The sequence below is a fragment of the Mesorhizobium mediterraneum genome (genome assembly GCF_002284565.1).
In the GTDB taxonomy this organism is placed as follows: Bacteria; Pseudomonadota; Alphaproteobacteria; order Rhizobiales; family Rhizobiaceae; genus Mesorhizobium; species Mesorhizobium mediterraneum.
The window spans coordinates 179,486-204,500 of sequence record NZ_NPKI01000033.1; the positions used below are offsets into that span (position 1 = coordinate 179,486).

General features: G+C 62.5%; 22 protein-coding genes, 1 tRNA gene and 1 riboswitch. Of the genes, 11 read left to right on the forward strand and 12 right to left on the reverse strand.

The window, feature by feature from the left end; all coding sequences use genetic code 11:
• Positions 1–41: 41 nt before the first annotated feature.
• A complete protein-coding gene (locus CIT25_RS26520; RefSeq protein WP_095488001.1) occupies positions 42–1,232 on the reverse strand; it encodes an O-succinylhomoserine sulfhydrylase in 1,191 nt (396 codons plus the stop codon).
• A gap of 57 nt (positions 1,233–1,289) precedes the next feature.
• Positions 1,290–1,367: riboswitch (SAM riboswitch) on the reverse strand.
• Positions 1,368–1,492: 125 nt separating this feature from the next.
• Here CIT25_RS26520 and CIT25_RS26525 point away from each other — a divergent pair.
• Together CIT25_RS26525 and CIT25_RS26530 are read left to right on the forward strand one after the other, a co-directional pair.
• Complete coding sequence (locus CIT25_RS26525; RefSeq protein ID WP_095488003.1) at positions 1,493–2,587, forward strand: 2'-deoxycytidine 5'-triphosphate deaminase; 1,095 nt, start codon at positions 1,493–1,495, stop codon at positions 2,585–2,587.
• Between the two features lie 97 nt (positions 2,588–2,684).
• Positions 2,685–3,458, forward strand: coding sequence for an ABC transporter substrate-binding protein (locus CIT25_RS26530; protein ID WP_095488005.1), 774 nt, complete (start codon positions 2,685–2,687; stop codon positions 3,456–3,458).
• A 170-nt stretch (positions 3,459–3,628) separates the two neighbouring features.
• Here the strand turns inward: CIT25_RS26530 and araD1 are convergent, their stop codons facing one another.
• The 4 genes from araD1 to chvE all read right to left on the reverse strand — a co-directional run bounded on the left by araD1 (position 3,629) and on the right by chvE (position 8,816).
• Positions 3,629–4,621 (reverse strand): AraD1 family protein, encoded by a 993-nt coding sequence (araD1, locus tag CIT25_RS26535; protein WP_095488007.1) that lies wholly within the window; start codon positions 4,619–4,621, stop codon positions 3,629–3,631.
• A gap of 209 nt (positions 4,622–4,830) precedes the next feature.
• Entirely contained in the window at positions 4,831–6,123 is a 1,293-nt protein-coding gene (mmsB, locus tag CIT25_RS26540; protein ID WP_095488009.1) for a multiple monosaccharide ABC transporter permease, read from the reverse strand.
• A complete protein-coding gene (gene mmsA / locus CIT25_RS26545) occupies positions 6,120–7,652 on the reverse strand; it encodes a multiple monosaccharide ABC transporter ATP-binding protein (RefSeq protein WP_095488011.1) in 1,533 nt (510 codons plus the stop codon). The genes mmsB and mmsA overlap by 4 nt, the downstream gene beginning before the upstream one ends.
• A gap of 99 nt (positions 7,653–7,751) precedes the next feature.
• A complete protein-coding gene (gene chvE, locus CIT25_RS26550; protein WP_095488013.1) occupies positions 7,752–8,816 on the reverse strand; it encodes a multiple monosaccharide ABC transporter substrate-binding protein in 1,065 nt (354 codons plus the stop codon).
• A 311-nt stretch (positions 8,817–9,127) separates the two neighbouring features.
• Between chvE and CIT25_RS26555 the strand changes: the two genes are divergently transcribed.
• Positions 9,128–10,117, forward strand: a complete 990-nt coding sequence (locus CIT25_RS26555; protein WP_095488015.1) for a LysR family transcriptional regulator — start codon at positions 9,128–9,130, stop codon at positions 10,115–10,117.
• 20 nt (positions 10,118–10,137) lie between these two features.
• On the opposite strand, the gene CIT25_RS26560 is transcribed toward CIT25_RS26555, so the two are convergent.
• A tRNA-Gly gene (locus CIT25_RS26560) sits at positions 10,138–10,211 on the reverse strand.
• A 78-nt stretch (positions 10,212–10,289) separates the two neighbouring features.
• Positions 10,290–12,089: an acyltransferase family protein gene (locus CIT25_RS26565; RefSeq protein WP_245329994.1), complete on the reverse strand. Its 1,800-nt coding sequence runs from the start codon at positions 12,087–12,089 to the stop codon at positions 10,290–10,292.
• Here CIT25_RS26565 and CIT25_RS37675 point away from each other — a divergent pair.
• Positions 11,988–12,386: a hypothetical protein gene (locus tag CIT25_RS37675; RefSeq protein WP_245329995.1), complete on the forward strand. Its 399-nt coding sequence runs from the start codon at positions 11,988–11,990 to the stop codon at positions 12,384–12,386. The genes CIT25_RS26565 and CIT25_RS37675 overlap by 102 nt on opposite strands.
• A 41-nt stretch (positions 12,387–12,427) precedes the next feature.
• Positions 12,428–12,691, forward strand: a complete 264-nt coding sequence (locus tag CIT25_RS26570) for a DUF6460 domain-containing protein (protein ID WP_095488019.1) — start codon at positions 12,428–12,430, stop codon at positions 12,689–12,691.
• 52 nt (positions 12,692–12,743) lie between these two features.
• On the opposite strand, the gene CIT25_RS26575 is transcribed toward CIT25_RS26570, so the two are convergent.
• Complete coding sequence (locus CIT25_RS26575; protein WP_095488086.1) at positions 12,744–13,646, reverse strand: histone deacetylase family protein; 903 nt, start codon at positions 13,644–13,646, stop codon at positions 12,744–12,746.
• A gap of 195 nt (positions 13,647–13,841) precedes the next feature.
• Here CIT25_RS26575 and CIT25_RS26580 point away from each other — a divergent pair, with 195 nt between their 5' ends.
• Positions 13,842–15,101: an MATE family efflux transporter gene (locus CIT25_RS26580; RefSeq protein ID WP_425351759.1), complete on the forward strand. Its 1,260-nt coding sequence runs from the start codon at positions 13,842–13,844 to the stop codon at positions 15,099–15,101.
• A 28-nt stretch (positions 15,102–15,129) separates the two neighbouring features.
• Positions 15,130–15,408 (forward strand): hypothetical protein, encoded by a 279-nt coding sequence (locus tag CIT25_RS26585; RefSeq protein ID WP_095488021.1) that lies wholly within the window; start codon positions 15,130–15,132, stop codon positions 15,406–15,408.
• 74 nt (positions 15,409–15,482) lie between these two features.
• On the opposite strand, the gene CIT25_RS26590 is transcribed toward CIT25_RS26585, so the two are convergent.
• Positions 15,483–16,559 (reverse strand): quinone-dependent dihydroorotate dehydrogenase, encoded by a 1,077-nt coding sequence (locus CIT25_RS26590; RefSeq protein ID WP_095488023.1) that lies wholly within the window; start codon positions 16,557–16,559, stop codon positions 15,483–15,485.
• Positions 16,556–16,906 (reverse strand): DUF952 domain-containing protein, encoded by a 351-nt coding sequence (locus tag CIT25_RS26595; protein ID WP_164758999.1) that lies wholly within the window; start codon positions 16,904–16,906, stop codon positions 16,556–16,558. Before CIT25_RS26595 ends, CIT25_RS26590 begins: the two co-directional genes overlap by 4 nt.
• A gap of 109 nt (positions 16,907–17,015) precedes the next feature.
• Here CIT25_RS26595 and CIT25_RS26600 point away from each other — a divergent pair, with 109 nt between their 5' ends.
• Positions 17,016–17,453, forward strand: a complete 438-nt coding sequence (locus tag CIT25_RS26600; RefSeq protein WP_095488090.1) for a hypothetical protein — start codon at positions 17,016–17,018, stop codon at positions 17,451–17,453.
• A 125-nt stretch (positions 17,454–17,578) separates the two neighbouring features.
• Entirely contained in the window at positions 17,579–18,238 is a 660-nt protein-coding gene (locus CIT25_RS26605; RefSeq protein ID WP_095488092.1) for a response regulator transcription factor, read from the forward strand.
• Between the two features lie 35 nt (positions 18,239–18,273).
• Here the strand turns inward: CIT25_RS26605 and CIT25_RS26610 are convergent, their stop codons facing one another.
• Positions 18,274–21,762: a PAS domain-containing hybrid sensor histidine kinase/response regulator gene (locus CIT25_RS26610; RefSeq protein ID WP_095488027.1), complete on the reverse strand. Its 3,489-nt coding sequence runs from the start codon at positions 21,760–21,762 to the stop codon at positions 18,274–18,276.
• Positions 21,763–22,001: 239 nt separating this feature from the next.
• On the opposite strand from CIT25_RS26610, the gene mscL reads away from it, so the two are divergent.
• Together mscL and CIT25_RS26620 are read left to right on the forward strand one after the other, a co-directional pair.
• On the forward strand, positions 22,002–22,421 hold the full coding sequence (mscL, locus tag CIT25_RS26615) for a large conductance mechanosensitive channel protein MscL (RefSeq protein WP_095488029.1): 420 nt from the start codon (positions 22,002–22,004) through the stop codon (positions 22,419–22,421).
• Positions 22,422–22,532: 111 nt separating this feature from the next.
• Positions 22,533–23,699 (forward strand): pyridoxal phosphate-dependent aminotransferase, encoded by a 1,167-nt coding sequence (locus CIT25_RS26620; protein WP_095488031.1) that lies wholly within the window; start codon positions 22,533–22,535, stop codon positions 23,697–23,699.
• A 24-nt stretch (positions 23,700–23,723) separates the two neighbouring features.
• On the opposite strand, the gene hemA is transcribed toward CIT25_RS26620, so the two are convergent.
• Positions 23,724–25,001 (reverse strand): 5-aminolevulinate synthase, encoded by a 1,278-nt coding sequence (hemA, locus tag CIT25_RS26625; protein ID WP_095488094.1) that lies wholly within the window; start codon positions 24,999–25,001, stop codon positions 23,724–23,726.
• Between the last annotated feature and the right edge of the window lie 14 nt (positions 25,002–25,015).

Genomic DNA, 25,015 nt, shown 5'->3' on the forward strand with positions numbered 1-25,015 from the left:
TGCTTTTGACGATGCGAGCAAAGCCGCTCCAGTGCGTATCCCTATCTGGCGGCTTTCAATGCCTGCTCGATGTCTTCGAGCAGGTCGTCGGCGTCCTCCAGGCCGACAGACAGCCTGAGCGTGCCTGGCCCGATGCCGAGTTCGGCGCGCGCCTCGTCGCTCAGATTCTTGTGCGTCGTCGTCGCCGGGTGAGTGATCAGGCTCTTGGCGTCGCCGAGATTGTTGGAGATCAGCACGATATCGAGCGCGTTCTGGAAGGCGAAGGCCGCCTGCTTGCCGCCCTTGACGTCGAGGCAGATCAGCGTCGAGCCGCCCGACATCTGCTTTTTGACGATCGCCGCCTGCGGGTGGTCGGCGCGGCCCGGATAGATGACACGGGCAATCCCTGATCGCTCGGCAAGGAAATCTGCGATCCGGCCGGCACTTTCCGTCTGCTGGCGCACGCGCAGCGGCAGCGTCTCCAGGCCCTTCAGCAGCGTCCAGGCGTTGAAGGGCGACAGGCTCGGACCGGTGTGGCGGAAATAGTCGTGCAGGTTCTCATCGATCCACTTCTTGTCCGACAGGATGACGCCGCCGAGGCAGCGGCCCTGGCCGTCGATGTGCTTGGTCGCCGAATAGACGATGATATGGGCGCCGAGCTGCAAGGGCTTCTGCTGCAACGGCGTGGCAAAGACATTGTCGACGATCAGCCGCGCGCCGATCGAATTGGCAAGCGAGGCAACGGCTGCGATGTCGACGACTTCCAGCGTCGGATTGGTTGGGCTTTCAAGAAAGAACAGCTTGGTGTTCGGCCTGACCGCCTTTTCCCAATTGGCGATTTCGGTGCCGTCGACCAGCGTCGCCTCGATGCCGTATTTCGGCGCCAGCGTCTCGACCACCCAGCGGCAGGAGCCAAACAGCGCGCGCGCCGCCACGATATGATCGCCGGCCTTGGCGCTGCACAAAAGTGCTGCGGTGACCGCCGCCATGCCGGATGCTGTGGCGCGTGCATCTTCGGCACCTTCCAGTGCGCACATGCGCTTCTCGAACATGTCGACCGTCGGGTTGGCATAGCGCGAATAGATGAAGCCCGGTTCCTCGCCCTTGAAGCGCGCTTCCGCCGCCTGCGCGGTGTCGTAGACATAGCCCTGGGTGAGGTACATCGCCTCGGAGGTCTCGCCGAAGCCGGAACGCAAGGTCCCGCTATGCACGAGTGTTGTCTGAGGTTTCCAGTTGCGCTTCTTGCTTGTCATCACTTTTGTTCCAGACACAAAAAAACCGGTCGCGAAAGTCGCAACCGGTCCATACGGCCTTGCGGCCCGACGGTCCTTTAGCGACTTGTTTAACGTGGCTGCAAGCCGACCGGCCAAATCACCACGGGATAACGACCCTTTAGACCCGCGCCGCGCTTGCGTCAATTGCCGGCATGATTAAGAGGTTTGTACCAGCAGGTTCCGCGGCAAGAACCTGCGGCAAAACGATACGTTGCCCGGCCTTCGAGCGGAGCCAGACTTTGCGGCAGACAGGCATTCTTCCCGATCAGAATATTTCGGCGCTGTTCCAGTCGGGCGCGCTGACGTCGCTACGCGCGCTCGATGCCGACCAGATCCAGCCGGCCAGTCTCGACCTCAGGCTTGGCGACAAGGCCTGGCGGGTGCGCGCCTCCTTCCTGCCCGGCCCGAACCACAGGGTCGCTGAAAAACTCGACCGCCTGAAGCTGCACGAAATCAATCTCGCCGACGGCGCGGTGCTGGAGACGGGCTGCGTCTATATCGTGCCGCTGCTGGAGAGCCTGGCGCTTCCGGCAAACATTTCGGCCTCGGCCAACCCGAAGAGCTCGACCGGACGGCTCGACATTTTCACCCGCGTGATGACCGATCGCGGCCACGAGTTCGACAAGATCGCTGCCGGTTACAACGGCCCGCTCTATCTGGAAGTCAGCCCGCGCACCTTTCCGATCGTCGTCCGCACCGGCTCGCGGCTGTCGCAGATCAGGTTCCGCACCGGCAATGCGCTTTTGTCTGAAAGCGAGCTCAACGACTTGCACCGCGCCGAGACGCTCGTCGCCACCGAGCCACCGAACATTTCCGGCGGCGGCATCGCGCTGTCGATCGATCTCGATGGCGATAAGGATGGCCTGGTCGGTTACCGCGGCAAGCACCACACCGGCCTGGTCGATGTCGACAAGCGCGCCGCACAGGATGTTGTCGACTTCTGGGAGCCGCTCTACAAGAGCGGTGCCGGCGAATTGGTGCTCGATCCGGACGAATTCTATATCCTCGTCAGCCAGGAGGCGGTGCATGTGCCGCCGCTCTACGCCGCCGAGATGACGCCCTTCGATCCGCTGGTCGGCGAATTCCGTGTCCACTATGCCGGTTTCTTCGATCCGGGCTTTGGCCATTCGGCGGCCGGCGGCACCGGCAGCAGGGCGGTGCTCGAAGTGCGCAGCCACGAAGTGCCGTTCATCCTCGACCACGGTCAGATCGTCGGACGGCTGGTCTACGAGCACATGCTGAAGCGGCCGCAGGCGCTCTACGGCACAGATCTCGGCTCGAACTATCAGGCACAGGGCCTGAAACTGTCCAAGCATTTCCGCGCCGCGCGCTGATCGCCCATCACGATCAGACCGCGCTTGCCTGAACCCTGCGCGACGTGCTTGGCTGTGCCCAGCCGTCAGGGTGGCTCTGAACCAAGGGAACAAAAAAATGCAGATTTCAAGATGGATCGCATCGGCAGCAACAGCCGCCATGTTGGTGATATCAGCCGGGTCCTTTTCGGCGCAAGCACAGGAAAAATTGAAGATCGCCACCGAAGGCGCCTATCCGCCGTTCAACACCATCACCGCGGATGGCAAGCTCGTCGGCTTCGATATCGACATCGCCGAGGCGCTTTGCGCTCAGATGAAGGTCGAATGCGAACTTGTCACGCAGGACTGGGACGGCATGATTCCGGCGCTCCAGGCCAGAAAGTTCGACGCCATCGTCGCGTCCATGAGCATCACCGAAGAGCGCAAGAAGCAGGTCTCCTTCACCAACAAATACTATACGACGCCGCTTTCGCTGGTGGCCTTGAAAGACAGCGATATTGCCTCGACCGAACCCGCCGCACTCGCCGGCAAGACGGTCGGCGCCCAGGCTTCGACCACCCAGGCCGACTATGCCCAGGATGTCTATGGCAAGGCCGGTGCCGAGGCGAAGCTCTATCCGACCCAGGAGGAGGCGGTTACCGACCTGATGAACGGCCGCCTCGATGCCGTCCTTTCAGACAAGTTCGTGCTGATGGACTGGATGAAGAAGTCGAGCGACGGCTGCTGCAAGATGGTCGGCGACGTCAAGGGCACTGAGACGGAAGCGGGCATCGCCGTGCGCCAGGAAGACAATGCGCTGCGCGAAAAGCTCAACGCCGCGATCGATGCAATCGTCGCCGACGGCACCTACAAGAAGATCCAGGCCAAATATTTCGACTTCGATATTTACTGAGGTAGGAACTGCCAATCTCCCCCCTTGAGGGGGAGATGGCCGGCAGGCCAGAGGGGGTCGGTCCGGCCGGGCTCGGCTCTTTATCGCAGACGCAGGGGGCTGGCGCTCTACGCGAGACGACCCCCTCTGTCGCCTTCGGCGACATCTCCCCCTCAAGGGGGGAGATCCCGCTACAGCGCCTTCACCGACACCTTCACCGGCTGCTCGATTTCAAGCGGGTTGCGCAGCGGCAGGCCAAAATCCTTGGCCTCGATCTCGAACACGTCGCCGGCCTCGGTCCTGACGCCGTCGGCGAAGGACAGCGTCGCGGTGCCGAACATGTGCACATGAACGTCGCCCGGCTGGCGGAAAGCCGAATATTTGAAGTGGTGATGTTCGAGATTGGCGATGGTGTGCGACATGTTCGCCTCGCCTGACAGGAACGGCTTTTCCCACAGCAGCTTGCCGTCGCGGACAATGCGTGAGGAACCCCTGATGTCGGACGGCAGGTCGCCGATCAGGATCTCCGGCCCGAACGAGGCGTTGCGCAGCTTGGAATGCGCGAGGAAAAGATAGTTCACACGCTCAGTGACGTGGTCGGAAAACTCGTTTGACAGCGTGAAGCCGACGCGGAACGGGGCACCGTCGTCGCCGATGACATAAATGCCGGCGATTTCCGGCTCCTCGCCGGCATCCTGGGCGAAGGCGGGCGACAGAAGTGCCGCACCGGGCGCCACCGCCATGGTGCCGTTGCCCTTGTAGAACCATTCCGGCTGCACGCCCGTCTGGCCGTTGGTCGGCTTGCCGCCCTCCAACCCCATGCGGAACATCTTCATGGAATCGGTGAGCTGCTCTTCGCCGCCGGTGCTGAGCTTCTTGTGCATGGCATCGCGGGTCGCGGCGGAGCCGAGATGCGTCAGCCCGGTGCCGGTGAGATGAAGATGCGCCGGATCCGGATGGTTGATCGGCGACAACAGCCGTCCCTTCTTGTAGGCGGCATCGAGGTCGACCGCTTCACCGAACCCCTTGCGCTCGATGAGGGCGGCGAGCCCGGTGCCGGTGCGCGCGGCCTCCATCGCCAGCGAATAGACGCTGCGGGCGCCGTTGATGATCCTGGTCTTGCCGCCGTTGCGGGCAACAACGCGGATGGTCTCCGCGTCGTCGAGGATCTGGGAAATCAGCATGATGTGCCCTCTCTATTGTCTTGGCCCGGCCGCCCATCTGGCAAACCCGGACCTGCGCGGCTCGGGACCAATCCGTGCCACGGGTGAAATTCTTCGTCCGGATTGCGCTCGCTGGCCTGGTCTCTCAGGAGACTTCTTCGCACCGGCCTCTTGCCGGCAGCCGCGATGTGACCCGTATGGTTCCCTCGTCCGGCCAGGTTTCTCCCGGCTCAAGCCTTGTTCTTGTTGTAGACGTCGAAGACCACGGCGCCGAGCAGCACCAGGCCTTTCACCACCTGTTGCCAATCGACATTGACGCCCATGATCGACATGCCGTTGTTCATCACGCCCATGATGAAGCCGCCGACCACCGCGCCAATAACCTGGCCGACGCCGCCCATCGCCGAAGCGCCGCCGATGAACACGGCGGCGATCACGTCGAGCTCGCTGCCGAGGCCCGCCGCCGGCACCGCCTGGCCAAGGCGCGCCGCAATGATCAGCCCGCCGAGCGCCGAGAGCACGCCCATATTGATGAACACCATCAGGGTCAGCCGCTCGGTCTTGATACCCGATAGCTGCGCCGCCTTGGCATTGCCGCCCATTGCGTAGATACGACGGCCGACCGTCATGCGTTTGGTGACGAAGACGAACAGCGCGATCAGCACGCCCATCACCACGAGAACGATTGGCAGACCTCTGTAGGTGGCGAATTGGTAGACCAGGAACAGCGTCAGGGCGCTGATCACCAGGGTCTTGACGACAAACAGCGGGAAGGGTTCGGCTTCATAGCCATGCCGCTCTCGGCTGCGCCGCGCCCTGAGCCCGAGATAGGCATAGGCGAGCACAGCGACGAGGCCGATCACGATCGTCGTCATGTGCAGCGTCAGCCCGCTGCCGACGATGGTCTTGCCAGCGGCGTTCACGACCGGCGGGATCAGCGTCAACGAGCCGATCACGTCCGGAATGAAGCCGGAACTTAGCGCCTTGAAGCCGACCGGAAGCGGCCCCACGGAAGACCCGCCACCCAGCAGCGCCTGGCAGATGCCGCGGAAGATCAGCATCCCCGCCAGGGTGACGATGAAGCTTGGTATTCGGTGATAGGCAATCCAGTAGCCTTGTGCCGCGCCGATTGCGCCACCGACGATCAGGCAGATGATCGACACCACCAGCGGATTGCTGAAAGGGCCGAGAGGCCAGATGACCATCATCATCGCTGCCAGCGCGCCGATGAAACCGGCGACGGAGCCGACGCTGAGATCGATATGGCCGGAGACGATCACCAGCAGCATGCCCAGCGCCATCACGATGATGAAGCTGTTCTGCTGCACCAGGTTACTCAGGTTCACCGGTTTGAACAGCGTTCCGGACGTCGTGAACTGGAAGAACACCATGATGAGGATCAGCGCCAGGATCAGGCCGTATTCGCGCAGGTTGGTGACCAGCGCCGAGACGGCAACGCGCGGCCCCTGCTGCACATCTTCGGCGACGCCGCTTTTCGGCACGGGAGCGCTTTCGGTGCTCATGATGCTTTTCCTTCTCCGCGAACGATGGCGCGCATGATCTTTTCCTGGCTGGCATCGCTCGCCGCCATTTCGCCGACGATACGCCCTTCGTTCATGACATAGATGCGGTCGGTGATGCCGAGCAGTTCGGGCATTTCCGACGAGATGACGATGATCGCCTTACCCTCCGAGGCGAGACGCGCGATGATCGTATAGATTTCATACTTGGCGCCAACGTCGATGCCGCGCGTCGGCTCGTCGAGGATCAGCACTTCCGGATTGGCGAACAGCCACTTCGACAGCACCACCTTCTGTTGATTGCCGCCCGACAGGTTGCCGGTCATCTGATAGACGCTGGACGAGCGGATGTTGGTCTTGGCCTTGTAGTCGTTGGCTACCGCAAGCTCGCGCATATCGTCGATCACGCTATGGCGCGACACGCCGGGAAGATTGGCCAGCGTGATGTTGTGCTTGATATGATCGATTAGGTTGAGACCGTAGGTCTTGCGATCCTCGGTGACGTAAGCAATGCCATGTTCCACCGCCTTGCTGACAGAGGAGACATCGATGGGCTTGCCCTTGAGCAGCACTTCGCCCGTGATGCGGCGGCCATAGGAGCGGCCGAACAGGCTCATCGCGAATTCGGTACGTCCAGCACCCATCAGCCCGGCGATACCCACCACCTCGCCCCTGCGGACGTTGATATCGATGCCCTTGATCACCTGCCGCTCGGCATGGATCGGGTGATAGACCGACCAGTTCTTCACCTCGAGCACGGTCTCGCCAATCTCTGGCTCTCGCGGCGGGAACCGGTCGTCCAGCGAACGGCCGACCATCGAGGTGATGATGCGGTCTTCCGAGATGTCTTTCTTGGGCAGCGTCTCGATGGTGCGCCCGTCGCGGATGATCGTGACCTTGTCGGCGACCCGATTGATCTCGTTGAGCTTGTGCGAGATCAGGATCGAGGTGATGCCTTGCCGCTTGAATTCGAGGAGCAGATCGAGCAGCGCCTGGCTGTCCTTTTCGCTGAGCGATGCCGTCGGCTCGTCGAGAATGAGCAGCTTCACTTCCTTGCTGAGCGCCTTGGCGATCTCGACCAGCTGCTGCTTGCCGACGCCGATATTGGTAATCAGCGTCTTTGGGTCTTCCTTGAGGCCTACCTTCTTGAGCAGAGCGCCGGTGCGCGTCTCGTTGGCGTTCCAGTCGATGATGCCGAATCTGGCCTGCTCGTTGCCGAGAAAGATGTTTTCGGCGATCGACAGCATCGGCACCAGCGCGAGTTCTTGGTGGATGATGACGATGCCGCGGCGCTCGCTGTCGTGGATGCCTTTGAAATGGCACTCATCGCCGCGATAGATGATTTCGCCGTCATAGGTGCCGGATGGGTACACGCCCGAAAGCACCTTCATCAGCGTCGATTTGCCGGCGCCGTTCTCGCCGACCACGGCATGGATCTCGCCTTCCTCAACGCTGAGGTTGACATTCGACAGCGCCTTGACGCCGGGAAACGTCTTGGTGATGTCACGCATCTCCAAAATCGTCGAGGTCATCAGGAATTAAGCTCCTCCGAGATCGGCAAACATACCGGCCTCGCTGGTTAACGAAAAGGGGCCCTGCGTTGCGCAGGACCCCAGACTTTGCAACTGCGGTTACTTCAGCTCTTCGGCCTTGATGTAGCCGGAGTCGACCACGAGGGCCTGGTAGTTCGACTTGTCGACCTCATGCGGCGTCAGCAGGATCGAGGGGACGACCTTGACGTCGTTGTTGTAGGTCGTGGTGTCGAGGCCTTCCGGCTTGCCGCCCGAGAGCACCTTGTCGACGAGCTCGACCGTCGCCTTGGCGAGTTCGCGGGTATCCTTGAACACGGTCGAGTACTGCTCGCCGGCGATGATCGCCTTGACCGAAGCGGTCTCGGCGTCCTGGCCGGTGACGATTGGCCAGGGCTGGTCGGCCGTGCCGTAACCAACGGCGCGCAGCGAGGCGATGATGCCGCGCGACAGGCCGTCATACGGCGAGAGCACGCCATCGACGCGGCTGCCATCCGAGTAGTTGGCGGAGAGCAGATTGTCCATGCGGGCCTGGGCGGTCGCTGCCAGCCAGCGCAGCGTGCCGACCTTGTCCATGCCCATCTGGCCGGACTTCACGACGAGGGTCTTGTCGTCGATCAGCGGCTGCAGCACCGACATGGCGCCGTTGTAGAAGAAGAAGGCGTTGTTGTCGTCCGGCGAACCGCCGAACAGCTCGACGTTGAACGGACCCTTGTTTTCGGGATAGCCGAGGCCCTTGAGCAGCGATTTGGCCTGTATGACGCCGACGCCGAAATTGTCGAAGGTGGTGTAGTAGTCGACATTCGCGGTCTTCTTGATCAGGCGGTCATAGGCGACGACGACGACGCCGGCGTCAGCCGCCTTCTGCAGCGCGTCCGACATCGTGGTGCCGTCGATTGAGGCGATGATCAGCGCCTTCGGGCCTTTGGTGATTTCGTTTTCCAGCTGGCTGAGCTGATTGGGGATATCGTCCTGCGCATATTGCAGGTCGACAGTGTAGCCCAGAGCCTCGAGCTGGGACTTGACGGCGTCGCCGTCGTTGATCCAGCGCTGCGAGGTCTTTGTGGGCATCAGCACGCCGACGAGGCCTTCGCCTGCCTGCGCCGGGACCGTCATGGCCGCGATGCCAAGGGCCGCGACGGCGGCCAGTGTCTTGATGATCTTCACATTAACTCTCCCTGTTTGATGGACGCGCACCCTGGGTTTCGTGGGCCGCGCGATCGTGCAGGAGCGCCAAACGCGCCTCTGCCGTCATATCGATCTCCGGTATCCTCCCAATCGGCCCTGAGACTCTGGTTCCAGTCGATGCGATTTTTCTCGCTGGCGACGGTCAAGCTTCAGGACGCGCAAAGGGTGTGGCTCTTTGCCATAACTGTCAAATGCGATCTTTGATGGTTGCTATACCGAAACTGATATATTGAAAGCCGACGAAGACCTGGCCGGATTGCCGGTGGCCACGAGCGGGACAGAAAAAGACGATGGCGGCGCTGCGGAATCCTGATGGACTTTCAGCCGGTTACGAAGAACCCCCCGGCGACGGAGAGATCCTGCTGCGCAGCGGCCTCAGCCTGCGCCACATGCGCATGATCGCAGCCCTTGACGACCATGGCCGGGTCAGCGCGGCAGCCCAGGTCATGAACATTTCGCAGCCCGCCGCCTCACGGATGATCGCCGAGATGGAGGCAGTGCTCGACGTCAAGCTGTGCGAAAGGCTACCGCGCGGCATCACGCTGACGCCCTATGGCAAGGCATTGGCGAGGCGCGCGCGCTCGATCCTGCTCGAGATGCGTGAGGTCGACCGCGAGATATCCGAGCTCAAGGCGGGCAAGGGCGGCTCGGTGTTCCTGGGCGCGGTGACGGCCCCTGCGATCGAGCTCGCCGTGCCGGCGATCCGCGAAATCCGGCGCATCTATCCGCGTATCGAGATCACCATGCAGGTCGAGACCTCCAATGTGCTGGCGCGCGAGCTGATCGCCACGCGTCACGATTTCATCATCGCGCGCATCCCCGACGACCTCAATCCACGGCTGTTCGAGGCCCGCGTCATCGGTGTTGAAAAAGCCTGCCTGATCGTGCGCCGCGGCCACCCGCTCGCCAAGGGCAAGGCGGTGCGGCTGGAGGAGACCGCTGCCTACGACTGGGTTTTCCAGTCGGGCGGCTCGCCACTGCGCCAAGCGATGGAAAGCAATTTCCTGAACCGCAACATCGCGCTGCCGGACCGCATCCTCAACACCAGTTCGCTGCTTCTGACCCTGGTCATGGTCGCGCAGTCGGACGCCATCGCGCCGGTGTCGATTCAGGTGGCGAAATTCATCCAGAATCCCGAGGGGCTGGCCGGCGCCATCGACGTCGTCCAGACCGAGTTCGACATCGAGGTCAGGCCCTACAGCCTGATCACCGTGAAGAATCGCGTGCTGTCGCCGGCAGCCAAGATGCTGCACGACTTTATCTTGAGGGAGGTGGGTTGAGAGAGAGGTGGGCTGACGGCTGGAGCGGGTAGCGGGAATCGAACCCGCGCGTTCAGCTTGGGAAGCTGACAAGCTACCATTACATCATACCCGCGCAGCAGCCTCGTTACCACGCAATCCGGCGTTCGGGCAATCGTTAAGCGCGCATTCGAGCTTTGCCCGCCGCCCGCCGCTACTTCGTCGTGGCAAGGGCATCGTCTACCGCAAACACCGGCCAGTATTTCGCAATGGCCCGCGTGGCCCCTATCGAGGAGAAATGGCCATAGTCGAAATAGAGAAACTGGCCTGCGTCGGCGTAGGAGCAGCGTCCTGCGCTACAGAGGAATTCGAGCGGATCGATGAAGGTGGCGCCTTTGGTAAATGAGCGCACGCGGTTGTTGATGTCGGGATCCATGGCCATCGGCCAGGACGTATCACTGAGATTTCCGCGCTTTGCGAAGAATGCGATTTTCCGAACGTCGGTTATGAACTGCGGAGACTGGCCGATGACAAACACGCGCACACCCAGGCCATGAAGCGTATCGATCGTTTGCTGGAGACCGTCGAAACTCCTGGCCTCATAGTCGGTCCACCGGCCGCTGAGTACAACCGTCTTGATGCCGGCGTCCTGGATGACTTTCAGGGCCTGCTGATTGAACCGCATGCAATCCGGGCGTGCATAGGAGAAGTAAGAGAGGATTGGTGGACAGCCTGCGTATGTGTATTCGACGACGTTGGCCTGAAGCTGATTTATGTTGGCCTCCAGGCCCGAAACATAGTGGGCGGCAAACGAGTCGCCCCACAACAAAACGGTTGTAGGGAAGCCGCGAGTGCGTGTGCAGTCCTTGATGTTCCAGCTTTCGATCCGGCTGGAGCCCTCGTTGAAACAGGTGCCCTTGAGCCAGTCCCCGACAGGGGTCCGCTGTTGGGCATAGTCCGGAAACCGTTGCGGAAAACCGTTGCCGAGCGCCCCGGTCGCCCCGCCAACGCAAAGAAGAGCGATCGCGCCGGCTGAAAAGGCGAAGATGGGCATCGGGGCGGTGAAGCTCCTTTTCTGCCGAAACGGCTGCTCGATATACTTCCAGGAGAATGCAGCCAATGCGAAGCTTGCAACCGTCATCGCAACGGTCATCGACGGGTCGAGTTTTTGCAATGAAAGATAGTGCGCGAACGCATTGATCGGCCAGTGAACAAGATACAGCGAATACGAGATGAGACCGATCCAGACCAGCGGTCGGACTTCGAGTATGCGGCTAGCGATCGTCGAGGGGCTGTTTTGGCCGACATAGATGAGGAGTGCCGTTCCGAGGCACGGATACAAAGCGTTGTAGCCCGGGAACGGGTCGCTCTCCGAAATCGCGAAGAACCCGATGGCGAGAAGGCCAAATCCGGCCAGCCCTACCAGTTCCATAAGAAATCGATTGCTCAACGGCGGGGGCCGTTTCAGCATGAGCACAGCGCCCAGCATGAGTTCCCAGACCCGTGTCGGCAGCAGGTAGAATCCCGCGCTTGGCGCCAGCCATGTCGCCATCACCGCCAGCACGAAGCTGCCGAGAATGATCGGCAGGAGTGCTGTCAGCCAGCGCTTCGCAAAATAGCGATAGATCAGGAACATCAGGATTGGGGCAAAGATATAGTACTGCTCCTCGACCGAAAGCGACCACGTATGCAGCAGCGGTCGGAGCTCGGCATCGATGGAGAAGTAATTTGACGTTTTCCAAAAATAGATGTTCGACCAGAAAGTCGAGGCCGCTATGACGCTGAGACTGAATTCATGCAGATCTGACGGCAGAAGAATGAACAATGCCGCAATACAGGTGAGAAGCGTGACAAAGATCAGAGCCGGCAGAATGCGCCGGGCACGGCGCCAGTAGAAGCTGACGATCGAAAATTGGCCGCGTTCAAGGTCGTCCAGAAGACTTCCGGTGATCAGGTAGCCGGATATGACGAAGAAGATATCGACGCCGGTAAAGCCGCCTGGAATTGCCGAGATTCCGAAATGGAAGAGTACAACCGGCAGCACCGCAACAGCCCTAAGGCCATCGATATCGCGCCTGTACTTCATTCAAGAAGCCCTGTGTTCGCAGGTCACGGCGAGACGGCGCAGTCCGTCCATAGTCGGGCGATGAGTCTGGCAGATCAATATCAACGGATTACCCTCTGTCCTCCAATTTTGCTGCGCTGCAACATAAGTGTCAAGGTCGGCGAGCAGACAATCCGCAAACCGCCGTGCGGAGCAACTGGATTCAGCGACCACCTTGATGCCAGCGCGGCAAGTGCGTATTTCTGAACCTGTACCCGAATCGGGTTAACCGAATCTGGAGACACGCCTTGTCCGCACTGACGCGCTTTCTCGGCGATACGCCGCTCCGGGTGCTTCTGAAGCTGCTGGTGGTATCGTTCCTCGTCGGCCTTGTCATGAACGCTTTCGGCTGGTCGCCGGTGGATGTGCTCTACGGCATCCGGAATTTCTTCGTCGATCTCTGGAATCTGGGCTTCCGCGCCATTGACCGTTTCCTCGGCTACATCCTGCTGGGCGCGGCGATCGTCATTCCGGCCTTCCTCCTGCTCAGGATCGCCAACTACCGGAAATAGGTATGGCCCCGAACCTGCGGTTCGGCAAGGATCATGCTCAATCGGTCAGGCCTCACGCGAAGCCTGATGCCACTTCGAACAGGATGGCATGGCGCGCGGCAAGCGCCGCCACGTCAGTCGAATAGCCGCCGCCGATAACGCCGCAGACCGGGATGCGGAGCGCGCGGAAATGACGGATCACCATGTCGTCACGGGCGCGCAGCCCCTCGTTCGACAGCGATAACCTGCCAAGCCGGTCATCGGCATGGACGTCGACCCCGGCATTGTAGAAAACGATGTCCCAGGGCGCCCTGGCGGTGAGTTCCGGCAGAATGCCGCCCAACCTTTCGAGATAGGCCGCATCGCCGGTGCCGTCGGGCAGGGCGACGTCGAGGTCGGAAGCGATCTTGCGCGCCGGATAGTTACGGTCGCCATGCATGGAAAAGGTGAACACGCGCCGTTCATCGCCCAGAATGTCCGCCGTGCCGTCGCCCTGATGGACGTCGAGATCGACGATCAGGATGTTGCGGGCGGCAGCTTCGGCAAGCAGCACCAGCGAAGCCACGGCAACATCGTTGAAGGTGCAGAAGCCGGCGCCTTGCGCGCGCCGCGCATGATGGCTGCCGCCGGCGGTGTTGCAGGCGATGCCGTTCAGCAACGCCAGCCGCGCCGCCAGCACCGTGCCGCCCGTTGCGAGCTGCGCCCTGAGCGAGACCCGCGGACCCACCGGAAAGCCGATCTCGCGCTCGATCTTTTCAGGCACTTCGCAGGCCAGCACCTGATCGACATACGAGGCGGCATGAGCAAGCTTCAGCCATGATGCCGGCGCCGGCCTAGGCATGCTGAGCGCCTCGGGCCCGGCAAGTCCGCGCGCGCTCAGGGCTTCCATCAGCAATGGGTATTTGCTCATCGGGAAGCGATGGTTGACGGCAAAACTGGCGTCGTAATCGGGATGATGAACGATCTGCAGTGGCATGAGCGGTCGGTGCGCCAGAAGCGGGTTTCGGTTGACCATGACGCGATGAAAGATTGCGCGGCGTTGGGAAACTGGGGCACATCGGCCATTCGAGCAAGCCGCAATGAGGGTCGGGTCCTGGATCAGGTGTCAGCAACGGCCAACAGACGGTCCTTTGTCGTCACCAACCGCTCGGTGCTCGCCATCGCGGTGCCGATGACGCTGGCCTATCTGACGACGCCGCTGCTCGGCATCGTCGACACCGCGGTGATCGGCCAGTTCGGCGACGCTGCCCTTCTCGGTGGCCTGGCGGCGGGTGCCCTGGTCTTCGACGTCGTCTTCACCTCCTTCAATTTCCTGCGCTCCGGCACCACGGGCCTCGTCGCCCAGGCCCTCGGCCGTGGCGACGAACTGGAGGAACAGGCGGTGTTCTGGCGTGCCGTGCTGATCGCGGTCGTCGCCGGCATCGTGCTTGCCGCCCTTGCGCCACTGTTCGCCACCGCCGGACAATGGTTCATAGATGCCGAGCCGCGCGTCAGCGAAGCGATGGCCGTCTACATCCGCATCAGGCTGCTCGCGGCACCGTTCTCGCTGATCAACTACGCCATCCTCGGCTATGTGCTGGGGCGCGGCGAGGGCGGGCTGGGACTGATGCTGCAATTGGTGCTGAACGGCATCAACATCGCGCTCTGCATCCTGCTGGGGCTGGAGCTCGGCTGGGGCGTCGCCGGCGTCGCCTGGGCGACCGTCACCGGTGAATTCGTCGCCATGCTGCTCGGCCTGGCAATCGTCATCAGGCGTTTCTGGGCGGCACCCCGGCTGCCGCGCCATCGCGTCTTCGATCTGCCGGCATTCTTGCGCATGGCGTCGCTCAACCGTGACATCATGATCCGGTCGTTCTCGCTGCTCGCCGCCTTCGCGCTATTCACCCGCCAGGGCGCACAATTCGGGACGGTGACACTGGCCGCCAATGCGGTGCTGATGAACTTCTTCCTTATCGCCGGCTATTTCCTCGACGGTTTCGCCACGGCAGCCGAACAGCTCGCCGGGCGGGCCATCGGCGCGCGTGCCGCCATGCAATTCCGGCAGGCGGTGCGGCTGACCCTGTTCTGGGGCTTCGGGCTGGCGGCCACGGCGACGCTTGTCCTTTTGCTGGGCGGTACCGATCTGATCGCCCTGATCACGACGTCACAAGATGTTCGCGCCGTTGCCGACATCTATTTGCCTTGGGCGGCATTCACCGCGCTCAGCGGCGTGCTGGCGTTTCAGATGGATGGGGTCTTCATCGGTGCGACCTGGTCGCGCGATATGCGCAACATGATGCTCTTGTCGTTCCTCGTCTTCAGCGCTGCCCTGCTCATCCTGGCGCCGGCCTTCGGCAATCACGGCCTGTGGGCGGCGCTGCACGTCTTCCTGCTGGTGCGCGGCTTCAGCCTGCTTGCCATTTTGCGCTTGCGGATCCGGGCGGCGTTTTAGGCAGTGTCCTGGTCACATTCGGCACAGGGTGGAAAGCGATCCTATTTTCCACAGGCTCTGGCGTCAGCAGATCGCTTGCACGTCCAGTCGATTTTGTTACGCTTTCCAGCAGCTTGATGCAGCAATTGCTCTGGGGAAAACTGTGCGAAGTTACCTGCCATATGTCTTAGGCGCGGCGCTGGGGCTGCTCGTTGCGTTCATTCTCTCCGCAATTTTTGGTGTCGGCGGAACTGCCCAGTTGCTTCTTTTTGGGTTGTTGCCTGCTATCGGCGGCGCCACCTGCGAGCGGATCGTCAGTCGCAATTGACCCTGAACGAATGAGCGCAAATGGGTCGTGAGCGGATGCATCTCGAACTGAGACACTACGCTTTTTAGAGCAGTTTACAGTTGTTTCGACGCCCAGAAGTCGAGGCGGCGGTCACGCAGATCGCGGACAGATTTGAGCCGCTCTTTTTCCACGAAGCGGATCATTCCGGAAAGAATGCGGCCCGGCAGTGCGGGCCCGGCATAGATCATGCCGGTATAGAGCTGGACGAGATCGGCGCCGGCGCGGATCTTTTCCAGCGCCGTCTCACTGGAATCGACACCGCCGACGCCGATGATGGCGCGGTCCGGGCCAAGCAGTTTGCGCATCTTGGCCAGCACGATGGTCGAGCGCTCGAATAGCGGTTTTCCCGAAAGCCCTCCGGTCTCGCCGGCAAGGCCGGCGCTGCGCAGGCCAGTCCGCGCAATCGTCGTGTTGGAAACGATGACGCCGTCTATTGCCTTGTCGGTGACCTCGGCGGCGATATCCTCGAGCTCGGCCTCGACCAGGTCCGGCGCGATCTTGAGGAAGACCGGCGGCTGCGCGGCCGCTGCCGCCCGTGCGGCCATGACGCGCGACAAGAGCTCGCCGAGCTGCTGGCGCGCCTGCATGTTGCGCAGGCCGGGCGTGTTCGGCGAGGAGATGTTGACCGTCAGATAGGTCGCGTATGGCGCAAACCTGATAACGCCGCGTTCATAGTCACCGACGCGGTCGGCGCTGTCCTTGTTGGCGCCGATATTGACGCCGACGATGCCGGCGCGGCCCTTGCGGGCGGCAAGCCGTTTCTCGGCGGCTTCGTGACCCTCATTGTTGAAGCCCAGCCGATTGATCACCGCTTCGTCCGATGTCAGCCGGAAAATGCGCGGCTTCGGGTTGCCGGCCTGCGGCAGCGGCGTGATCGTGCCGACCTCGGCAAAGCCGAAGCCGAGGCCAAGCAGGGCATCGGGAACCTCGGCGTTCTTGTCGTAGCCGGCAGCCATGCCGAGCGGATTGGGGAAATCGATACCGCAGATGCTGACTTTCAGCCTATCGTCGCGCACCGGTCGCCCGGCCACCGGCAGCCCGCATTTCAGTGCGGCGATCGACAGGCCGTGGGCGGCTTCCGGATCGAATGCGAACAGGAGCCTCTGGCCGAGCCGGTCAAGCACGCTCATTCGGCCTCCAGCGCCGGGAATTGGTGGAGGCCATCGGCGCCCAGCGGCAACGGTTGCACCCAGACGACGGCCTTCAGGTCGAGCGGGCCGTAAAGATGCGGGAACAGCGCGCCGCCGCGCGAAACCTCGTATTTCAGCGCATCACCCAGTTTGGCTCCATCGATCGCGACCAGCAACAGCCCGGTCTGTCCGACGAAGTGTTTTGCAGCCGTTTCCCTGGCCTGCCCGGCGGTGGAAAAATGGATGAAGCCGTCGGCGACGTCGATCGGCGCACCGGTGAAGCGGCCATTTCTTTCGGCCTCGCGCCACAGCGGTTCGGGTACTATCTTGTAGATAATCTGAGACATGATTGCGCTATAGTCCGAACCAACCATGCGGGGAAGGGTGCGCCAGAGTTCTTCCCCATTTCCGGCGCAAACATGCGATAAATTGCGCTACTGGCCCATGGAGGACAATATGCGTCCGCAGCACGTCTTAATCCTCGCAGCGCTCGTCTCGCTCGTCGCGGCGTCGGCCTTTTCCGAGGAAGCGAACCGCTACCGGCTGGAAAAATCGGCCACCGGCTATGTCCGCATGGACACGCAGACCGGTGCGATGTCGATCTGCGAGGAGCGGGCCGGCCAGCTCGTCTGCAAGATGGCGGCCGATGAACGCGCCGCCTTCCAGGACGAGGTCGACCGGCTGCAAAATTCGGTGAAGGCGCTCGACGAGCGCGTCGTCAAGCTCGAGAACTCGCTGGCCGCCCGGTTTGAGTCGACGTTGCCCAGCGAAGAGGATTTCAACAAGACGATGAGCTACATGGAGCGCTTCCTGCGCGGCTTCATGGGTATCGTCAAGGACATGGAAAAGGACAGCGGCGAAGATGGCGCCAAACCCAATTCGCAAAAAACCTGAGCACCGGTCACCGGAAGAAACCCGGCGCATAGTCTTGCCGCTTGAAAATGGCTGATATCGCCGCATAATCGTCGACTGATCCCGTAAGAAGCAGACAATCATCAATGGGATTCGGGGAGGGCCATGTGCCGTCAGGCTACACTTTCGTCATTGCCGACGACCATCCGCTTTTTCGCGGCGCGCTGAGAGAGGCGCTTGCCGGCATCGGCAACGTCGCCGGCATTCACGAGGCCGGCGATTTCGAAAGCGCCAAGGCGCTGGTCGTGGCCAATGAGGAAGTCGATCTGGTGCTGCTCGACCTGTCGATGCCGGGCGCGAGCGGCCTTTCCGGTCTGATCTCGCTGCGCGGCATCCATCCGACGGTGCCGCTGGTGGTGGTATCGGCGCATGATGACCCGGTGACCATCCGGCGCGCGCTCGATCTCGGCGCTTCGGGTTTCATCTCCAAATCGGCCAGCATGGAGGAGATCCGCAGCGCTGTGCAGTCGGTGCTTGCCGGCGACATCGCTGCGCCCACCGGCATCGATCTCGGCGTCGAGCGCGATCCCGAGATCTCCGATCTGATCAAGCGGCTGCAAACGCTGACGCCGCAGCAGACGCGCGTGCTCGGCATGCTGGCCGAAGGGCTGCTCAACAAGCAGATCGCCTACGAACTCGGTGTCTCCGAAGCGACGATCAAGGCGCATGTCTCAGCCATTTTGCAGAAGCTTGGCGTCGACAGCCGCACCCAGGCGGTGATCCTGCTGTCCAAGATCGGCAGCGACCCGCTGCCGGCAGCCATCTGACCTCGGCACCCGGGGTCAACAAAATGTTGTGATCGTTACTCGGCCGCCGACGCCAGTGGCCTTACCCTGGCCATCATCGAGCGCAGCACCGCCGGTTTGAGCGGCTTGTTGATCACCGGCACGTCGAGCCTGGCGGCGGTGGCGCGCACCTCGCTCGATCGGTCGGCAGTGACCAGAACGGCCGGCATGTCCTGGCCGTGGATCGCGCGCAGTTTAGCGATCATTTCGAGACCGGTCTCGCCGTCGAGATGGTAGTCGGCAAGCACGATGTCGGGGCGATGCATGACGGATCTCCCGAGATCCTCAGAGCCGGAAAATGTGTCGACGCTGCAGCCCCAGCCTTCGAGCAGCAGCCGCATGCCGTCGAGGATGCGGGCGTCGTTGTCGATGCAGAGCACGCGGAGCCCGGCAAGCGAAGCTGCGGTGCGGACCGACGCTTTCGCCACGATCTCGCGGCGTGGCTCCTGCGCTGCCGCGACCGGCAGGATGACGGAAAAGCGCGTGCCTTTGCCCGGGTTCGAAAAGATCCGGATTTCGAGGCGCAAGACGCGAGCGATGCGGTCGACGATCGAGAGGCCGAGGCCGAGGCCTTCGGCCTCGCGCGCACCCTCGTCGAGCCGGGTGAATTCGCGGAAGACCGTGTTCAGCTTGTCGCCGGCAATGCCGATGCCGGTATCGATCACCTGTATCTCGACCAGTTCGCCGCGCCGCCGCACCCCGACCAGGACGTGGCCGCGGCGCGTGTATTTGACGGCGTTGGATACGAGGTTCTGGATCAGGCGGCGTAGGAGATTGCGATCCGTCATCACGCTGAGCGACGACGGCACGATCGTCAGGCCGAGCTTCCTCTCGGCGGCAAGCGGCTGGAAGTCGTTGCCGATCTGTCGCAGCAGCTCGTCCAAGCTGAAGACGGTGTCGTCCGGTTTCATCGCGCCGGCATCGAGGCGCGAGATATCGAGCACCGCGCCGAGAATGGTCTCGACCGATTCCAGCGAGGATTCGATGTTGATCGCCGCCTTGCCGGCCCGCCCCTTGCCGGCCTTTTCGATCAGCGACGAGCAATAGAGGCGGGCGGCGTTCAGGGGCTGCAGGATGTCGTGGCCGGCGGCAGCAAGGAAGCGCGTCTTGCCGAGATTGGCCTCCTCGGCCAGCATCTGCGCCTGTGCCAGCTCCTCGTTGACGCGGGTCAGTTCGACGGTGCGGTCCTTGACGCGCTGTTCCAGCGATTCATTGGCGCGCTTGAGCGCCAGATCCTGCTCGACGCGTCCGGAGATGTCGGCATAGGTGGCGACGATGCCGCCGTCCGGCATCGGATTGGAACGCAACTCCAGGATGCGGCCGCTGGTCTTCAGCTCCATCTGCCAGGGGCTGACGAAACTGGTGAGGCGGTTGAGCATCGCCACCCTCTGGTCGGCCGGAATGTCGCCGCGCTCGGCAAGGTAGCGCAGGATGCGATCGAGCGAGACGCCGACCTGGCCCATCTCGTCGGGCAGGTCGAACAGCGCCCGATACTGGCGGTTCCAGCAGATCAGCCGGAAATCCCTGTCGAAGACGGTAATGCCCTGTTCCATCTGGTCGAGCGCGATCTGCAACAGGTCACGATTGTGCTGCAGCGCCTCGGTGGCGTCGTCGAGCAGGCGGAAGGCATCCTTGGATTCGCGGTCGTTGCGGCGCAGCAGCAGCGACAGGATCAGCCGCGCCGAGGAGGAGCCGACGGCACTCGCCAGAAGCTGCTCGGAGAAGCGGATGACGTCCATGCTGGCCTGCTCGTTGCCGTGCAACGAAACGCCACTGCTCTCTTCGAACGTCTGAAAGGACCGCTCGGTACGTTCGACGCCAAGATAACGCGCGATCGTGTCCTTGAGGCCATTGACGGTGACGGTGGTGCGGAAGCGGCGCAGGCTGGGCATCGGGCTCGCCTCGCGCGGCACGAAGATCGACGCCTGGATGCGTTCCAGCGGCACCGACGCGCGCGACAGCGAGCCGAGCACGAAGAACAGGGTGTTGATCGACAGGCTCCACAAGACGCCATGGTTCAGCGGCTCGGCGACGGTGCCGAACAGTGCCTGCGGCCGCAACGCTTCGAAACCGAATAGGCCGTGCACGACGATGCCGGTATCGGAGGCGACGAGCGACGGAAGCAGCAGCGTGTAGCCCCAGACGACGATGCCGGCGACCATGCCGAGTGCAGCACCCCTGCCGTTGGCGCCGCGCCAGATCAAACCGCCGATCAATGCCGGCGCGAACTGCGCGATCGCGGCGAAGGACATCAGGCCGATCGAGGAGAGCCGCGCGCTGTCGGTGCTCTCGCGATAGTAGAGGAAGGCGATGAACAGCATGATGAAGATCGCCGCCCGCCGCACGTTGAGGATGAGCGCCGACCAGTCCTCGTTCTCGGAAGTCGTGGTCCTGAGCAGGCGGCGCACGAACAGCGGAATGACGAGGTCGTTGGAGATCATGATCGACAGCGCGACGCTTTCGACAATCACCATTGCGGTCGCCGCGGACAGGCCGCCGATGAAGGCCGCCATCGCCAGCAAATCGTGGCCGCTGAGCAGCGGCAGCGACAAGACGTAGAGGTCGCTGCTGGTCCTGGTGCCGACCAGCGCCAGGCCGGCGAGCGCGATCGGCAGCACAAAAAGGTTGATCGCCACCAGATAGAGCGGAAACACCCATGTCGCGGTGCGCAGCTCGGCCTCGCTGCGGTTTTCGACGATGGTGACGTAGAACTGGCGCGGCAGCATGATGATGGCGAAACCGCTCAAACACGTCAGCACCAGCCAGGTTGCGAGCGACGTCCTGTAGCCCATCGCTTGCTGAACTTGCGGATTCTCCGCGAGCTTGTCGACCATATCGCCTGGGCCGCCGAAGATCAGGAAGATCACCAGCAGGCCGATCGCCAGGAAGGCGGCCAGCTTGACCACGGTTTCGACCGCCACCGCCAGCACCAGCCCGTCCTGGTGCTCGGTGGCGTCGGCGTGGCGCGTGCCGAACAGCACTGCAAACAGCGCAAGCAGCATGGCAACGACCAGCGAGATGTCACTGACGAAAGGATCGAAGGAGGGTGGCGAGCCGGTATAATGCTCGACCATCAGGCTGACCGAGCCGGAAATCGCCTTCAACTGCAGCGCCATATAGGGCACCGCGCCGATCGTCGCGATCAGCGTGGCGATCGCCGCAACGGTAAAGCTCTTGCCGTAGCGGGCACCGAGGAAGTCGGCGATCGAGGTGATCTTCTCGGTCTTGGCCAGCCTGACGATGCGATGAAGCAGCGGAAAGCCGAACACGAATACCAGCACCGGTCCGGTATAGATGCCGAGGAACTCGAGGCCGCGCTCGGAGGAAAGGCCGACCGAACCGAAGAAGGTCCAGGATGTGCAGTAGATCGCCAGGCTGAGCGCATAGATGAAGGGGCGGGCCTGGCCAGGCCCGGATGCCGCCGAGCGCCGGTCGCCGAGGCTGGCGATGACGAACAGCAACGTCACATAGGCTATCGCGATGATGACGATGAACCAGCCCTGCACGGCTTGATAATCCTCCCTTACCGGTTTTGCATCCGGCCTGGCTGAGACGCAATCACAGCTTGGCGATCAAGTCCATCGCGGCTTTCGGCGCAGCATGGTTGCGGCTTCGGGAATTTGGCCGGTGGAAACCGGTCATTTGCCCATGCTGCAACCGCAGGTTTTTGCTATCTTGCCTGTGGGCCGGTGCCGAAAGGCGCGGTAGAGCGGCAGCACGGCCCCGTCATGACAAGGAGGGTGGAATGCTGAAAGAATTCCAGGAGTTCATTTCCAGGGGCAACGTGATGGACCTGGCCGTCGGCGTCATCATCGGCGCTGCCTTCGGCAGAATCGTCGATTCGCTGGTCAACGACATCATCATGCCGATCGTGGGCGCAATTTTGGGCGGACTGGACTTCAACAATTACTTCTTCGCGCTGTCCTCTGCCGTCAATGCCACGTCGCTGGCGGATGCCAAGAAACAGGGCGCCGTTTTCGCTTATGGCAGCTTTATCACCGTGGTGCTGAACTTCATCATTCTCGCCTTCATCATCTTCTTGATGGTCAAGGCGGTCAATAATCTGCGCAGGCGGCTAGAAGCTGAAAAGCCCGCCACCCCTGCCGCGCCGCCGGCCGATGTTGCGCTCCTCACCGAAATTCGCGATCTCCTCGCCAGGAAATAGCGCAGGGGCAAGATCTCTGGACCAAAACCCCGGTCGTTTTCGGCCGGGGTTTTCTATTTTCGCCTGTCGTAAAACACGCTAGCAGTCCAGAAGACGAAAACGGATCTATCCATGACCCTGATCGAGAATTTGCGCGCCGAGGCCCGGGCTGCGCCGGAAAGCGGCATTGTCGCCGTCATGAACCGCGGCCGCGACCGCGACGGCATGATCCCGCTCTGGGCCGGCGAGGGCGACCTGCCGACGCCCACCTTCATCACAGATGCCGCTTCCCGCGCGCTGGCCGGCGGCGAGACCTTCTATACCTGGCAGAAAGGCATCCCCGAGCTGAGGCAGGCGCTCGCCCGCTATTACGTCAGGCATTTCGGCAAGAGTTTCGCCGAGGAAGAATTCATCGTCACCGGTTCGGGCATGCACGCTATCCAGCTGGCGCTCGACGCGGTCGCCGGCAATGGCGACGAGGTCGTCTATCTGTCGCCGGCCTGGCCCAACTTCGCCGCTGCCGCCAGCCTGGCGGGCGCCATCCCGGTCGCTGTCACGCTCGACCAGTCCGGCAATGGCTGGTCCTGCGACGTCGACAAGATCGAGGCGGCGATCACGCCAAGGACGAAGGCGCTGTTCGTCAACACACCGTCCAACCCGACCGGCTGGACTGCCGACAGGGAGACGCTGCAGGCGATCCTCGACCTTGCCCGCGAAAGGGGCCTGTGGATCATCGCCGACGAGATCTATTCGCTGTTCCACTACGGCGACCGTCGCGCGCCGTCCTTCATCGACATCATGGCCGACGAGGATCGCATTCTGTTCGTCAACAGTTTTTCCAAGAACTGGGCGATGACCGGCTGGCGCGTCGGCTGGATCAAGACCCATCCTTCGCTGCAGCAGGTGTTCGAAAATCTGGTCCAGTATTCGACCTCGGGCGTTGCCCAGTTCATGCAGCGCGGCTCGGTCGTCGCCCTCGACGAAGGTGACGCCTTCATCGTCGAGCAGGTGGAGCGGGCGAGGGCGGCGCGTGACCTGGTCTGCGGCATCCTGGCTGCGACCGGCAGGGCACGCTTCACCGTGCCGCAAGGCGCGTTCTATCTGTTCTTCGCGATCGACGGCATCACCGATTCACGCGCCGCCGCCTTCGACATCGTCGATCGCGCCAGTGTCGGCCTGGCGCCCGGAACCGCCTTCGGCCCCGGCGGCGAGGCCTTCCTCAGGCTGTGCTTCCACCGCCGCCTCGACCAGCTCGAGGAAGCCGCGCACCGGCTGGCGAAGTGGATGAGAAGTGTTTGAGGGTGCCGGAGCCTGAGGCGACTTTCACCCGCCGGACTTCGGCACCAGCAACGGAATGACGCGGTCGCTTTCCCTCACGGCCGGCCGGCCCGCCGAGCCATAGGGTATGCCCAAAGCGTCCCAGGTCTCGACGAGAGCATCCTGAAGCTCCGCGATCAGGTGATCCGAATGGAACGGCGTCGGCGTGATGCGCAGCCGTTCGGTTCCGCGCGGCACGGTCGGGTAGTTGATCGGCTGGATGTAGATGCCGTGGACGCCGAGCAGGCGGTCGCTGGCCATCTTGCAGAGCTCGGGATCGCCGACGAGCAGCGGCACGATGTGGGTGGCGGAGTCCATCACCGGCAGGCCGGCGGCGGTAAGAACCTGCTTGGTTCGCGTCGCCTGACGCAGTTGCGCGTCGCGTTCGGCCTGCGAGCGCTTCAGATGGCGGATCGACGTGGTCGCCGCGGCGGCGATGGCCGGCGGCAGCGCCGTGGTGAAGATGAAGCCCGGCGCATAGGAGCGCACGGCATCGATCACGGCACTTGTGCCGGTGATATAGCCGCCGAGCGTGCCGAACGCCTTGGCCAGCGTGCCTTCGATGATGTCGATACGGTCGGCCAGCCCTTCACGCTCGGTGATGCCGCCGCCGCGCGGTCCATACATGCCAACGGCGTGGACCTCGTCGATATAGGTCATGGCATTGTAGCGCTCTGCGAGATCGACGATCTGCCTGATCGGCGCGATATCGCCGTCCATCGAATAGACGCTCTCGAAGACGATCAGCTTGGCGCGTTCGCGGCCCGCCGCCTGAAGCAGGCTTTCGAGATGGGCAACGTCATTGTGGCGGAAGATCTTCTTCTCGGCGCCCGAACGCCGCACGCCTTCGATCATCGAGGCGTGGTTTAGTTCGTCCGAGACGATCAGGCAGTTGGGCAGGAGCCGCGCAATGGTCGAGATCGAGGCTTCGTTGGAGACAAAGCCGGAGGTGAAGACGAGTGCGGCTTCCTTGTCGTGCAGGTCGGCCAGTTCCAGTTCAAGCTCGACCAGCGGGTTGCTGGTGCCGGAGATGTTGCGGGTGCCACCGGCGCCAGATCCCATCTTGCCGGCGGCATTCTGCATCGCCGCGATGACGTCTGGATGCTGGCCCATGCCGAGATAGTCGTTGGAGCACCAGACGGTGATTTCCTGGGCGCGGCCGTTGGCGCGCCAGATGGCGCGCGGGAATTTCCCCACGATGCGCTCGAGGTCGGCGAAGATGCGGTAGCGACGCTCTGCATGGAGCTGGTCGATCGCGTCTTCGAAGAAACGCTGATAGTTCATTTCGGCTTCCCAAT